The 13,839-nt window shown below is 54.2% G+C and carries 14 protein-coding genes and 1 riboswitch; of the genes, 13 read left to right on the top strand and 1 reads right to left on the bottom strand.

From position 1 onward, the window contains the following. Window positions 1-76 precede the first annotated feature (76 nt). The 4 genes from B9L21_RS13020 (at window position 77) to B9L21_RS13005 (ending at window position 4,811) form a co-directional block, all read left to right on the top strand. A complete protein-coding gene (locus B9L21_RS13020) occupies window positions 77-1,006 on the top strand; it encodes a ketopantoate reductase family protein (protein ID WP_063166685.1) in 930 nt (309 codons plus the stop codon). Window positions 1,007-1,204: 198 nt separating this feature from the next. Beyond that, on the top strand, window positions 1,205-2,872 hold the full coding sequence (locus tag B9L21_RS13015) for a glycoside hydrolase family 13 protein (RefSeq protein WP_063166684.1): 1,668 nt from the start codon (window positions 1,205-1,207) through the stop codon (window positions 2,870-2,872). Window positions 2,873-2,928: 56 nt separating this feature from the next. After that, the gene (locus B9L21_RS13010) at window positions 2,929-3,465 is read left to right on the top strand and encodes a YfiT family bacillithiol transferase (RefSeq protein ID WP_063166683.1); all 537 of its coding nucleotides are present in this window, start codon (window positions 2,929-2,931) and stop codon (window positions 3,463-3,465) included. A 140-nt stretch (window positions 3,466-3,605) separates the two neighbouring features. Then, on the top strand, window positions 3,606-4,811 hold the full coding sequence (locus tag B9L21_RS13005) for an MFS transporter (protein ID WP_063166682.1): 1,206 nt from the start codon (window positions 3,606-3,608) through the stop codon (window positions 4,809-4,811). A 23-nt stretch (window positions 4,812-4,834) separates the two neighbouring features. On the opposite strand, the gene B9L21_RS13000 is transcribed toward B9L21_RS13005, so the two are convergent. Further along, window positions 4,835-6,019, bottom strand: coding sequence for a class I SAM-dependent rRNA methyltransferase (locus B9L21_RS13000; RefSeq protein ID WP_063166681.1), 1,185 nt, complete (start codon window positions 6,017-6,019; stop codon window positions 4,835-4,837). Window positions 6,020-6,166: 147 nt separating this feature from the next. Continuing rightward, window positions 6,167-6,274: riboswitch (TPP riboswitch) on the top strand. A 108-nt stretch (window positions 6,275-6,382) separates the two neighbouring features. On the opposite strand from B9L21_RS13000, the gene tenA reads away from it, so the two are divergent. Genes tenA through B9L21_RS12955 form a run of 9 tightly spaced genes read left to right on the top strand, consistent with a single transcriptional unit; the run spans window position 6,383 to window position 13,694 of the window. Then, complete coding sequence (gene tenA, locus B9L21_RS12995) at window positions 6,383-7,066, top strand: thiaminase II (RefSeq protein ID WP_063166680.1); 684 nt, start codon at window positions 6,383-6,385, stop codon at window positions 7,064-7,066. Between the two features lie 33 nt (window positions 7,067-7,099). Next, the gene (locus B9L21_RS12990) at window positions 7,100-7,690 is read left to right on the top strand and encodes an ECF transporter S component (protein WP_063166679.1); all 591 of its coding nucleotides are present in this window, start codon (window positions 7,100-7,102) and stop codon (window positions 7,688-7,690) included. Window positions 7,691-7,705: 15 nt separating this feature from the next. Beyond that, window positions 7,706-9,160 carry an ABC transporter ATP-binding protein gene (locus tag B9L21_RS12985; protein ID WP_063167414.1) on the top strand — a complete coding sequence of 485 codons (1,455 nt, stop codon included), beginning with the start codon at window positions 7,706-7,708 and terminating at the stop codon, window positions 9,158-9,160. Continuing rightward, the gene (locus B9L21_RS12980) at window positions 9,157-9,939 is read left to right on the top strand and encodes an energy-coupling factor transporter transmembrane component T family protein (protein ID WP_063166678.1); all 783 of its coding nucleotides are present in this window, start codon (window positions 9,157-9,159) and stop codon (window positions 9,937-9,939) included. The genes B9L21_RS12985 and B9L21_RS12980 overlap by 4 nt, the downstream gene beginning before the upstream one ends. Before the next feature lie 16 nt (window positions 9,940-9,955). Next, the gene (tenI, locus tag B9L21_RS12975) at window positions 9,956-10,567 is read left to right on the top strand and encodes a thiazole tautomerase TenI (RefSeq protein WP_063166677.1); all 612 of its coding nucleotides are present in this window, start codon (window positions 9,956-9,958) and stop codon (window positions 10,565-10,567) included. After that, window positions 10,564-11,703: a glycine oxidase ThiO gene (thiO, locus tag B9L21_RS12970; RefSeq protein ID WP_063166676.1), complete on the top strand. Its 1,140-nt coding sequence runs from the start codon at window positions 10,564-10,566 to the stop codon at window positions 11,701-11,703. Before tenI ends, thiO begins: the two co-directional genes overlap by 4 nt. Then, on the top strand, window positions 11,700-11,903 hold the full coding sequence (gene thiS / locus B9L21_RS12965) for a sulfur carrier protein ThiS (RefSeq protein WP_063166675.1): 204 nt from the start codon (window positions 11,700-11,702) through the stop codon (window positions 11,901-11,903). Before thiO ends, thiS begins: the two co-directional genes overlap by 4 nt. A gap of 1 nt (window position 11,904) precedes the next feature. Continuing rightward, window positions 11,905-12,672, top strand: coding sequence for a thiazole synthase (locus B9L21_RS12960; RefSeq protein WP_063166674.1), 768 nt, complete (start codon window positions 11,905-11,907; stop codon window positions 12,670-12,672). Further along, window positions 12,669-13,694 (top strand): thiazole biosynthesis adenylyltransferase ThiF, encoded by a 1,026-nt coding sequence (locus B9L21_RS12955; protein WP_063166673.1) that lies wholly within the window; start codon window positions 12,669-12,671, stop codon window positions 13,692-13,694. The genes B9L21_RS12960 and B9L21_RS12955 overlap by 4 nt, the downstream gene beginning before the upstream one ends. Window positions 13,695-13,839: the final 145 nt, after the last annotated feature.

Raw genomic sequence — 13,839 nt, 5'->3', positions numbered from 1 at the left:
CAACGTCTGCATCGAAACGCTGTCCATTCCAGCCTAGGCTTGGCTATGAACATGTGGGAAAAGGGGGATACATAACATGCGCGTTCTTGTCGTGGGAGCGGGGGCGGTTGGCGGCTATTTCGGCGGACGCCTGCTCGAAAAAGGCGTCGATGTGACATTTCTCGTCCGTGAGCGGAGAAAGCGGGAGCTTGAGGAACGCGGGCTTGTCATCCGCAGCGTTCACGGCGATGCAGTGCTCGCGCCGAAACTGATCGCGGCCGGTGAACGGACGGAGCCGTTCGATCTTGTTGTGTTTTCAAACAAGGCGTATCATTTGGCGGGCGCCATCGCTGATGCTAAACCGTACGTCGGTGAGACAACGATGATTTTGCCACTCTTAAACGGCATGGCCCATATGGATGTGTTGCGGGAGTCATTTGGCGATGACAAGGTGTTGGGGGGTCTTTGTTTCATCGAAACGACGTTAAACGAAAAAGGGGAAATCGTTCAAACAAGTCCGGCCCATGAAGTTCGTTTCGGCGAGTGGTCGGGAGAACGGACAGGGCGGGTGAAAGCGTTGGAATCGTTGTTTGCCGGCGCCAATGCCCGGTTTCGGTTAAGTGAGCGAATCGTTTCGGACATGTGGAACAAGTATTTGTTTATTGCCACTATGTCAGGGGTGACGACGCTGTTTCGCGCTCCGATCGGGCCGATTCGTTCCGGCGAGTACGGGAGCGTCATCATCAGCCGACTGCTTGGGGAAATCAAAATGATTATGCAAGCGCACGGCGCGCCGCTCACTGAGGAGATGGCAGAACGACAGCGCGTTCAGCTCGAACAGATCGCCCCGACGATGAAGTCATCGATGCAGCGTGATATGGAAAAAGGGCTGCCGATTGAAGCCGATCATTTGCAAGGGTATTTGCTGGAGCTGGCGAAACAGTATGACATCCACGCCCCGATGCTTGAAACCGTCTATCATAACTTGAAAATTTACGAAGCGGGCCGCACCGCTAATGAACGTTGATTATCGTTCGAATCGGCCGTTTGCCAGCATGTCGATCGTCTGGCAAACGGCTGTTGTTTTACGGGCGGCAATTGAAAACAACAGCCTAAAAATATTCATCAATCATTTTTTCGCTAGTCTTGAAAAAGAGAGTTGTATATTGCCGTCATGTAGTGTACAGTGGATAGTGAAAACGTGTGCACAAAGGGGGAGGCAGCCTTGAAAAAAACATGGTGGAAAGAGGGCGTCGCCTATCAAATTTATCCGCGCAGCTTTATGGATGCCAACGGCGACGGCATCGGCGATCTTCGCGGCATCATCGAAAAGCTGGATTATTTGGTGGAGCTTGGAGTCGACATCGTTTGGATTTGTCCAATTTACCGGTCGCCGAACGCCGATAACGGATATGACATCAGCGATTATTATGCCATTATGGATGAGTTTGGAACGATGGATGACTTCGATGAATTGCTTGCCCAAGCCCATCGGCGCGGGTTGAAAGTCATTTTGGATTTGGTCATCAACCATACGAGTGATGAGCATCCGTGGTTTATTGAATCGCGCTCCTCGCGGGACAACCCGAAGCGCGACTGGTATATTTGGCGCGACGGCAAAGACGGGCGCGAGCCGAACAACTGGGAAAGCATTTTTGGCGGCTCGGCATGGCAATATGATGAGCAGACGGGACAATATTATTTGCATATTTTCGACGTGAAGCAGCCCGACTTGAACTGGGAAAACGACGAAGTCCGTCAGGCGCTGTATGAGATGGTCAACTGGTGGCTTGACAAAGGAATTGACGGGTTCCGCGTTGATGCGATTTCTCATATTAAGAAAAAGCCGGGGCTACCTGATTTGCCGAATCCGAAAGGACTGAAGTACGTTCCGTCGTTTGCTGGACATATGAATCAGCCGGGAATTATGGATTATTTAAAAGAGTTGAAAGGGCAAACGTTTGCGCGTTATGATATTATGACGGTTGGCGAGGCGAACGGGGTGACTGTCGACGAGGCGGAACAATGGGTGGGCGAAGAGGACGGCATTTTTAATATGATTTTCCAATTTGAGCATTTAGGGCTATGGCAACGGCGGACCGATGGCTCGATCGATGTCCGTCGGCTGAAGCGGACGTTGACGAAATGGCAAAAGGGGTTAGAAAACCGCGGCTGGAACGCCCTCTTTTTGGAAAACCATGACTTGCCCCGCTCCGTTTCGACGTGGGGGGATGACCGTAATTATTGGGCGGAGAGCGCAAAGGCGCTCGGCGCGCTCTACTTTTTTATGCAAGGGACGCCATTCATTTACCAAGGCCAAGAGATCGGTATGACGAACGTGCAGTTCGATGACATCCGTGATTATCGTGATGTGTCCGCTCTTCGCCTGTATGAACTCGAACGGGCGAAGGGGCGGACCCATGAGGAAGCGATGACGATCATTTGGAAAACCGGGCGCGACAACTCGCGCACCCCGATGCAATGGTCTGGTGCCTCAAACGCTGGATTCACGACAGGTACGCCATGGATCAAGGTGAACGAAAACTATCGTACGATCAATGTCGAGGCCGAGCGGCGCGATCCGAACTCGGTATGGTCGTTTTATCGACAAATGATTCAGCTTCGGAAAGCGAACGAGCTGTTTGTTTACGGAACGTACGATCTGCTTTTGGAAAACCACCCATCCATTTACGCGTACACAAGAACGCTCGGACGTGATCGCGCGCTTGTAGTCGTCAACTTGTCGGACCGCCCGTCACTTTACCGCTATGACGGCATCCGCCTTCAGTCGGACGATTTGGTGCTTGGCAACTATCCGGTCCGGCCGCATAAAAACGCGACCCGCTTTAAGCTCAAACCGTATGAAGCTCGGGTCTATGTCTGGAAAGAATAAGAAGGAGTTCGCTCCCTTGCGTTGAATAAATAAAGGTGGAAGGGAGATGATCAACGATGTCAACGATCGATCCGATCCGTTACCCGATCGGAACGTTTCAAGCGCCGGCACAGTTTCGCACGGAGGAGGCACAAGGATGGATCGCCGCCGTCCGTGAGCTGCCAGGCGCATTGCGGGCTGCCGTCTCCGATTTGAACGATGAGCAGTTAAACACGCCATACCGTGACGGCGGCTGGACTGTGGCCCAAGTCGTCCACCATTTGGCTGACGCAAGCATGAACGCATTTTTGCGCACAAAATGGGGCTTGACAGAGGATACGCCGGTCATTAAGCCGTTTGAAGAAAGTGAATGGGCAAAAACGGCCGACGCCCGCTCGCTGCCGATCGAACCGTCGTTACGGCTGCTTGACGGACTGCACGCACGATGGGCAGCGCTGCTTGAGTCAATGACGGAAGCGGATTTCCACCGCCTTGTTCGCCCGGAAGGGGCGAAACAAACGATGCCGTTGTACGTATTGACGGCATTGTACACATGGCATGGGAAGCATCATACGGCGCAAATTACGGCATTGCGCGAACGGAAAGGATGGTAAAAAGCCGCCAATTCGGCGGCTTTTTACATTTACATAAAAAATATGGATGAAAAACATTTTGGTTAAACAGAAGCATACAGTTATGTTATACTGACAAATATTAAGGGACACGAAATACATATTTCATAAGGGGGATCGGCATGAATGCGCAACAAAAGCAAGTTGTTGCGGAACAAAAAGAAAAAATTTGGACGCACAATTTTGTTTTAATTTGCTTAGCTAACTTTTTCATCTTTCTCGGATTTCAAATGACGCTGCCGACATTGCCGCTGTTTGTCGAACATTTAGGCGGCAATGATCAGTTAATTGGCCTTGTTGTCGGAGTGTTTACGTTTTCGGCGCTCATCGTCCGGCCATTCGCTGGCCATGCGCTTGAGACGCGGGGGCGGCGGTTTGTGTTTTTGCTCGGTTTGGTGATTTTCGTCGTTTCGGTCGGCTCGTACAGCTTCATCTCGAGCATTTTTCTTCTCTTTTTGATGCGGGTCGTCCAAGGGATCGGCTGGGGGTTTTCGACAACGGCATCCGGCACGGTGGCGACAGACATCATCCCGGCGAACCGCCGCGGGGAAGGGATGGGGTATTACGGGCTGTCAGGGAACATCGCCCTTGCCTTTGGACCGTCGCTCGGACTCGTGTTGGCAGCCGCCATTCCGTACAGCCACTTATTTATGATTTGTGCGGCGCTCGGTGTGGCCTCCTTGTTGTTTGCCGCTGTGATTACATATAAAAAAGCGGAGGCGGGACATGGCCAGAGGGTGAACAAATGGGATCTTTACGAAAAGACGGCTTTGATTCCATCGGTGTTGCTCTTCTTTTTAACGGTGACGTTTGGCGGCATCGCCTCGTTTTTGCCCTTATATACAGCGCAAAAACAGATCGGAGGCTTGCAGCTTTACTTTTTGCTTTACGCGCTCGCTTTAATGGTCACGCGGGCGTTCGCTGGTCAGCTGTATGACCGGAAAGGTCATCGGGCTGTCTTTCTTCCCGGCGCTGGGCTCATTTTGCTGGCGATGCTTATGCTCGCCTGGCTGCCGGGGGAATGGGCGTTATTGGCTGCGGCAGTGCTGTACGGTTTTGGGTTTGGCATGGTGCAGCCAGGGCTGCAGGCATGGTCGGTGGAGCGGGCGCCTGTTCACCGGAAAGGGATGGCGAACGCGACGTTTTTCTCGTTTTTTGATTTAGGCGTCGGCATCGGAGCCATCGTCTTTGGGCAAATCAGCCATTGGTTCGGCTACCCGAGCATTTATCTAGCTGCCGCCGGTTCGGTGTTTGTTTCAATGCTCGTTTATTTGAGCGTGTTGCGCAAAGAACAGCCGCTTCGCCCGAGACAAGAAAGAAACGCTTAAGGCTTGCCCTTAAGCGTTTTTCTTTAACGCCGCGAATGCACTTCATAAATGGCGAATTTTAAATAGTCGCCTTCATCGGCAGCGAGCAACTTCGGATGGTCATAGCCGGCGCCGTTCCAGTACACTTGGCGAAGCACTTTTTTGGCGTCAAACGCTGCATCGGCGACCATCTCTTCGAACATGTGCGGACGGACATGGTACGAGCAGCTCGAAGTGACAAAAAAGCCGCCGTCCTTGACGAGCTTTAATCCGTTTAAGTTAATGTCTTTATAGCCGCGCAGCGCTTTCGGGACCGCATGGGCTGACTTGGCAAACGCCGGCGGGTCGATGATGACGACATCCCACTGCTTGCCGGCGCGCACCGATTCGCGCAAATAGTCAAAGGCGTTGGCGACGACAAAGTCGACGTTTGAAAAGCCGTTTAAGGCTGCGTTTCGTTTCGCCGTTTCAATCGCATGCTCGGAAATGTCGACGGCGGTGACGTGCTTTGCCCCATACAGACAAGCGTTTAACGTAAATGAACCGGTATGGGTGAAGCAGTCAAGCACCGTTGTTTCCGGACCGATGAGCGGGCGGAGGGCGGCGCGGTTTTGCCGTTGGTCGAAGAAAAAGCCGGTTTTTTGACCGCCTTCAATATCGACCATATATTTGACGCCGTTTTCCTCGATTTCGATTTCCGTTTCCGCTTCTCCGTACCAAAAGCCTTTTTCTTGTTCGAGCCCCTCAAGCTCCCGAACGTACACATCGTTGCGCAAGTAAATGGCTCTTGGCGCGAACACGTCAAGCAAACCGCGCAAAATCCAGTCTTTGCGCTTTTCCATCCCCAGCGCCAAAATTTGCACAGCGAGAACGTCCTCGTATTTATCGACGATAAGCCCCGGCAGAAAATCGGCCTCTCCATAGATGGCGCGGCAAGAGCGGACGCCGGGGATCATCCGTTCGCGGTATGCCCATGCCTGGCGGATGCGCTCGATAAAAAACCGCTCATCCAATTCGTCATCGGGGTTTTGCGTCAGCACGCGCACGATGATTTGCGAGGCCGGGTTGATGTACCCTTTCGCCAGCCAATAGCCTTGATGGTTATAGACGTCAACGAAGTCGCCCGGCGTGATGTCGCCCTCGATGCGGTCGACTTCGCTTTGGAAAATCCACGGATGACCTTGTTCAAGCCGTTTTTTTCGCTGCCGTTTTAAAATGACTTTTGCCATGTAGTTCCACTCCCATTCGATAGTGAGTCGTTGCGTTTTAATCATAGCGAATCGCGGTGGGCGACGCAACGCAGGACGGAAAAAAAGGTTGACAACCGCCGTTGCCGTGATATGATAAATGTAAACAGAACAATGGCATCATGACGGAACATCCACTAGGGGGGCCTTTAGAAAGGCTGAGATCAAAGTGTGCCTTTGAGACCCTTAGCACCTGATCTGGGTAATACCAGCGTAGGGAAGTGGAGAGGAGCTATGCATAGGCGACGATGGCTTTGCCTTGCGACATTGTAGGCTCACGCCGCTTTCTTTACGCTAGTCGGTAAAGGAAGCGGCGTTTTTATTTTGCAAAAAGGGGGAGGAAGAATGTCTTTTGCCAAGCGAGTGCGCGAAGCCGCCGACCCGATCTGGCAGGCGAGTTTTCGCCATTCGTTCGTTCAAGAGCTCGGCCAAGGAACGCTCGAGCGCGAAAAATTTCGCTATTATGTGATGCAAGATGCGTATTACTTGCGCCATTTCGCCCGCGTGCAGGCGATCGGGGCGGCAAAGGCGCCGGATTTGGCCTCGACCGCTCGGCTGGCGCATCATGCGCAAAGCACATGCGAGGCGGAGTTGTCGCTGCATGAAACGTTCGCCGAGCTGCTCAACATTACTGAAGAGGAGCGGGCAGCATTTGTTCCCGCACCGACGGCGTACGCCTATACTTCTCATATGTACCGTGCTGCGTATGAAGGGCACTTAGGGGACGTCATCGCTGCCATTTTGCCTTGCTATTGGCTGTACTATGAAATTGGCGAACGATTGAAAACGTGCCAACCGAATGACCCGATTTACGAAAAATGGATCGGTGCATACAGTTCTGATTGGTTCCGTTCGCTTGTTGAAGAGCAGATCGCCCGGCTTGATGTCATCGCTGCCGCTGTCACAGAAGAGGATCGGCGCCGGATGGAACAGCATTTTTTGATCAGCAGCGAATATGAGTATGAGTTTTGGGACATGGCGTACCGGCTCGAACGATGGCGGTCCGTCAGGCCGGCGGTGAACGAGTGACGTACGGTTCAATCATGGAAGGAGAGGCATGCGATGGAGAAGACAACCAAAGGATTGAAGTTGGCTGACATTTTGACGACGATTGTAATTGCGGTCGTGTTTGGCGTCATTTACAAAGTATGGGGGCCATTATATGAAGTGGTGAAAGTGTTCGGGTTTCATGCGGATCAATTGATTTACGGCATGTGGTTTATTGCTTCTTCGCTCGCCTATTTGCTCATCCGCAAGCCGGGGGTGGCGTTGCTTGCCGAAATGGCGGCTTCGTCCGGCGAGCTGATCATGGGGTCGCAATGGGGGCTTGAAGTGCTCATTTATGGATTCATTCAAGGGCTGTTTGCCGAGCTCGTGTTTGCGGCGTTCCGCTATCGGCGGTTTGACGTGCTCGTCGTATCGCTAAGCGCGGTCGGCGCGACGGTCGGTTCGCTCATCATGGACTTTTACAAAGGGTACATTGAGGCGTTGGCCCCTTGGAACATGGCGCTTTTTTTGCTGGCGCGCTTTGCCGGCGCCATCCTCATTGCCGGCGTGTTCGCTGTCTCGTTGGCCAAGGCGCTTGAGAAAACCGGGGTGACGCAAATGTGGCGTCCGGCTTCAAAGGAAGATTATGATGCGCTTAACCGGTGAGGCGGCGGGGAAATGATGGGACATGTGATTGCGATCGATCAACTGCGCCTCAAATTTCCCGGACATCATGAGCTGTTGTTTCGCGACTTCTCGCTGTCGATTGCCGCCGGGGAGAAAGTGCTCCTTCTCGGCCCGTCGGGATGCGGCAAATCGACGTTGCTGCAAGTGATGGCCGGCATCATTCCGAATTCGATCGATGTGCCGATGAAGGCGGAGCATCTCGAGCTGCCTAAACGGTGGGGCTACGTGTTTCAAGACCCGGATGCGCAATTTTGCATGCCGTACGCCGATGAGGAAATCGCGTTTGCTCTTGAAAATAGAGGTGTGCCGCGCGAGGAGATGCCTGCCCGCATCCGCGCGCTGTTGGATCAAGTCGGCTTGGCAATCGCGCCGCATACGGATATCCATACTCTCTCCGGCGGGATGAAACAGCGGCTGGCGCTCGCATCTGTACTCGCACTTGAGCCGGACGTCCTGTTTTTGGATGAGCCGACGGCGCTGCTTGATGAGGAAGGGACGAAGGCGGTGTGGCAAACGGTCAAGAAGGTGGGCCGCGATAAAACGGTCGTCATCGTCGAACATAAAATCGATCATGTCCTTGACTTTGTCGACCGGATTATCCTGCTCGGCCGCGATGGGCAAGTGATGGCTGACGGAAAGGCGGGGGGGATATTTTCTGAATATAAAGACGTCATGAGCACCGAAGGCATTTGGCATCCAGGCGTTTGGGAGGAATATGACCGGAGGGCGCAGCGGCGGAAGTGGTGGGAAGGAGAGGAACTCCTTTGCCTCCGCGATTTTCGCGGCTTTCGCAACCGGGAAGTGAAAATCAACGTCCCTGAAACGACGGTGCGCGCAGGCGAATGGATTGCCGTCACCGGGCGAAACGGCGCCGGCAAGAGCACGCTTTTGCATGCGCTCATGCAGCTTATCCGTACACAAGGAGACTATCAGCTGTTAGGGGAGGATGTCAAGCAGCGGCAGCCGTTGCACCGTTACATCGCTTTTGTGTTTCAAAATCCGGAGTTTCAGTTCGTCACGCATTCCGTACGCGATGAGCTCGCCTATTCGCTCCGGCTCGAGGGGCGTTCAACGGAGGAAACGGAAGAAACGGTCGCCCGTCTTTTGCGCGAATTTGACCTTGCCAAGCTGCAAGATATGCATCCGTACCAGCTGTCAGTCGGCCAAAAGCGGCGATTGAGCGTGGCTGCTTCAATCGTTGCCGGCCAGCGCCTCTTTTTGCTTGATGAACCGACATTTGGACAGGATGCGAAAAGCACGTTCGCTTTGCTCGAAATGCTTGAGTCGTACCGTGAACAAGGGGCAGCGATTGTGATGGTTACTCACGATGAACAAATCGTCCGCCGCTTTGCGACGAGGCGTTGGGTGATTGAAGACGGAGCGCTTGTTCGGGACGAGCGGTTAGACATCAGGCGGCTGGCGCTCGCCGAAGGGGGAGCGGGACGGTGAAATGGGAGATTCATCGCCGCGAGACATGGCTTTATGAGACGAACCCGAGCTTGAAATTGATCGTGCTCGTTGTTCTCTTTTTTGCCGTTTTGTTTATGCATAATCCGAACGTGCTCATCAATTTTTCTCTTGCCCTTTTTGTTTTGTTTTGCTTTGCGACCGGCTATCCTGCGAATGTGCTTGCCTGGCTGTTTTTGCCGTTCTTTCTCATCTTTGTTTCCACCGCCTCATCGATGATGATGTTTGGTGAGGGAACGACGACATGGTTTCGCTGGGGGCTCATCCATGTTACGGAAGAGAGCTTTTGGCGCGGCGTGCATCTTGGATTCCGCGCTTTGGCGCTCGGGCTGTTGGGATTGATTTTTTCTTTGACGACCCGGCCGGTGCACCTGTTTTATTCGCTTATGCAGCAGCTGAAGCTCAAGCCGAAATATGCGTACAGCTTTTTAGCGGCCGTCCGTTTGCTGCCGATGATGATGGAGGAGTTTCAAACCGTGCACTATGCTTTGAAGGTGCGCGGCGTCCCAAGCCGCGGCGGGCTTAGCAAGGTGAAGCGCTATGCCATCCCGCTTTTGTCGCAAAGCATCCGCCGCGCCCAGCGCATCGCGGTGGCGATGGAGGCGAAACAATTTTCCGGCAGCGGTCCGCGCACGTTTTACTATGAAATCGGGTTTAGCAAATACGATGTACTGTTTGTTGTTTTGTTTGCCATGTTGGCGTTTGCTTCTTATTATGTCGGCATTCATTATCCGTATCTTTCGATCAACGATGTACGGTAGAAAGAAAGGGATCGCGATGGGAATGCTTCATTTCGTTTCGACCGGTCGGCAGACGGCCGATGAGTTCGCTGCCATTTGTCAGCACATCCATCCGTACGCCGACGCCATTCATATTCGTGAAAAAGAGAAAACGGCGCGCGAGGTTGCCGCGTTTGTCACCGCGCTGCTTCGCGCCGGAGTGCCGCCAAAAAAAATCATCGTCAACGACCGGGTCGATGTTGCCGCTGTGTACGGCGTCCACGGCGTGCAACTCGCCTATCATAGCCTGCCGGTGCGCGCTGTCCGCCGTTCGTTCCCTAGTTTGGCAGTCGGCTGCTCGGTGCATGGATTGGCGGAGGCGAGGCAGGCGGAAGAAGATGGAGCCCACTTTTGTTTATTCGGCCATGTTTTTCCAAGCAGCAGCAAGCCCGGGTTGCCGCCGCGCGGCGTGGACTCGCTCAAAGAAATAGCCGCTGCTGTACATATTCCCGTCATTGCCATCGGCGGCATCCATGCCGGCAATGCCCGTCAAGCGCTCGAAGCAGGCGCGGCGGGAGTGGCGGTGTTGTCGGCTGTCTTTTTCGCAGCGGATCCGGTCGGCGAGGCGAAACGGCTTGCTGAATTGGTTAAAGGGGAGGGGATCATATGACGATACATCATTATGACGTCGCGATTGTCGGCGGCGGGGTGATCGGGGCGGCGGTTGCCTTCGAGCTTGCCAAGCGGCAGCACCGCGTCGCGATTTTGGAAAAAGGAACGATGAGCGCCGAGGCGTCGAGCGCGGCCGCTGGCATGCTCGGGGCGCAAGCAGAATTTTCCGCGCCAAGCCCGCTCGTTCCGTTCGCCTTAAAAAGCAGAGCCCTCATGCCGTCCTTGGTGGAAGAGTTGAAAGGGCGAACCGGGATTGACATCGGTCTTGTTGAAAACGGGATGATCAAAATAGCGGCAACGGACGAAGAGGTGGATGAGCTTCGCCGCCATTATGCATTTTGGCGTGCGACCGACCAGCCGGTGCGCTGGCTGACGAAGGAGGAAGCGCTTGAGATGGAGCCCCGCCTCGCAGCGGAAGCCATTGTTGGTGCCATGTATATTGAAGGGGACGGACAAGTGAGCGCCCCGGATTTGGCCAGCGCTCTCGCTCATGCTGCCGCATCAGCTGGCGCTCGCTTATATGAGCATACGGAAGTAGTAAACATCCGTTCAGACGCCGGCGGGCATCTCATTGACACGACGGGTGGAACGTTTGCCGCTGGGGCGGTCGTCATCGCCACGGGCGCTTGGGCGTCGCGGCTTGGTGCACTGCTTGGGCTTTCTCTCTCCGTATACCCGGTCAAAGGGGAGTGCGTCATGGTGCGCACGTCGGTTCCGCTGCTAAAGGCGACCGTGTTTGCGAAAAACGGCTGCTACATCGTCCCGAAGCGGGGCAACCAGCTGCTGATTGGCGCGACATCCGCTCCGGGCACATACGACCGGCGCGTGTCCGCCGGCGGGGTGATGAGCCTGCTTCACCGCGCTGCCCGCCTGCTTCCGGACGTTCAACAGGCCGAATGGGTAAGGGCGTGGAGCGGCATCCGCCCGCAGACGAAAGACGGCTTGCCATACATCGGCGAACATCCGGAACGGCGCGGTTTGTTTGTCGCTGCCGGCCATTACCGAAACGGGATTTTGCTTAGCGCAATCACCGGGCGTCTAATGGCGGACTTAGTCGAGCGAAAAGAGCTGGGAGTTGATTTGTCGCCGTTTTCGTTGACGCGCCATACAGAAGAAAAGGTGGGGATTGAATGACGTTGATCATTAACGGGGAGACCGTTACGGTGCCCGATGAGATCAAAACGGTGAGCGATTTGCTTTCTCATTTCCGGCTTGACAATAAACTGGCCATTGTGGAAGTCAACGTCCGCATTATTCAAAAGCATGAGTATGGAATAACGGCGCTCGCGAACGGCGATCGCGTCGAAATCGTTCATTTTGTAGGAGGCGGTTGAGATGTTGAAAATCGGTCCATATGAATTTTCTTCGCGGCTGTTGCTTGGCACAGGCAAGTATCCAAATTTGGATGTACAAAAAAAGGCAGTAGAAGCATCAGGTGCAGAAATTTTGACGTTTGCCGTCCGGCGGATGAATATTTTCTCTCCGGAGCAGCCGAACTTTTTAGAACAGCTGGACTTAAGCAAATATAAGCTGCTGCCGAACACCGCCGGGGCGAAAACAGCCGAGGAGGCGGTGCGCATTGCTCGGTTGGCGAAAGCGTCCGGGTTATGTGATATGATTAAGGTAGAAGTGATCGGCTGCGACAAAACGCTGCTCCCGGACCCGGTTGAAACGTTAAAGGCAGCGGAAATGCTCCTTGAGGAAGGGTTTATTGTGTTGCCGTATACGTCCGATGATGTGGTGTTGGCGAGACGGCTGCAGGAGCTTGGCTGCCATGCGGTCATGCCGGGAGCATCGCCCATCGGGTCAGGACAAGGCATCGTGAATCCGCTCAATTTGCGCTTCATTATCGAGCAGGCGACCGTGCCGGTCATTGTCGATGCCGGCATCGGCGGTCCGGCGGATGCGGCGCTGGCGATGGAATTAGGAGCGGACGGGGTGCTATTGAACACGGCTGTTTCTGGCGCAGCTGATCCGGTGAAAATGGCAAAAGCGATGAAGTTGGCGATTGAAGCGGGCCGGCTTGGCTATGAAGCCGGGCGCATTCCGAAAAAACGATACGCGTCAGCGAGCAGCCCAATGGAAGGAATGAGTGTTGTTTGAACGAACGATATTCCCGACAGCAATTGTTTACCCCGATCGGTGAGGAAGGACAAAAGAAAATACGGGAAAAGCATGTTGTCTTAATCGGCGCCGGAGCGCTTGGCACGGGCAATGCCGAAGCGCTCGTGCGCGCCGGGGTCGGCAAATTGACGATCATTGACCGCGATTACGTCGAATGGAGCAATTTGCAGCGCCAGCAGCTGTATAGCGAAGCGGACGCGAAAGAGCGGCTGCCAAAGGCCATCGCTGCCAAGCGGCGACTCGAACGAGTTAACAGCGAGGTCAACATTGAGGCCATTGTTGGGGATGCCGGCGCACAAGAGCTGGAGATGCTTGTGGCCGAACAGCGCCCTCATTTATTGATTGACGCGACTGACAATTTTGACGCGCGCATGGTCATGAATGACGTCGCCTATAAATACGGCATTCCGTGGATTTACGGCGCTTGCGTCGGCAGCTACGGCTTAAGTTACGCCTTCATCCCCGGGCGCACCCCTTGTCTATACTGCCTGCTTGAAACGGTGCCGCAAGGGGGCTTGACGTGTGACACGGCCGGTATTATTAGCCCGGCTGTGCAAATGGTCGTCGGTTATCAAACGGCTGAAGCGCTGAAAATTTTAGTGGAAGACTGGGCAGCGCTGCGCGGCAAGCTCGTCTCGTTTGATCTTTGGACGAACGAATACGCGGCCATTCGCATTGATGCGGTGAAACGGGATGAGTGCCCGACGTGCGGCCATCATCCGTCCTATCCGTTCCTTTCTTATGAACAGCAGACTAAAACCGCCGTGTTGTGCGGGCGCGATTCCGTCCAAATCCGCCCGTCCGGCCGGCGTGAGTACGATTTAGACGAATTAGCAGCGCTGTTTCGCCGCCAAGGGCTTCAAGCCGAAGCCAACCCGTATCTCGTCTCCGTTTCCCTTGGCGACAAGCGGCTCGTTGTATTTGGGGACGGCCGTGCGCTCGTGCACGGCACGAAAGACGTGCACGAGGCGAAAACGATTTATTATCGTTATTTAGGGTAAAGCTAATGGCAATGAGGGGCGCCCCCTCGTTTTCAACTGTCACCAAACTGTCAAAAAGCGTTCTTTCTTTTCCCGCTTCTTCCGCCCGTCAATATGGTACGATGAGAACGGGAGGGGAAGATGAATGGATGAGTGGTCAATTACG

Source organism: Geobacillus uzenensis (assembly GCF_002217665.1).
Taxonomy (GTDB): domain Bacteria; phylum Bacillota; class Bacilli; order Bacillales; family Anoxybacillaceae; genus Geobacillus; species Geobacillus subterraneus.
This window is presented reverse-complemented; position numbering and strand designations above follow the sequence as displayed.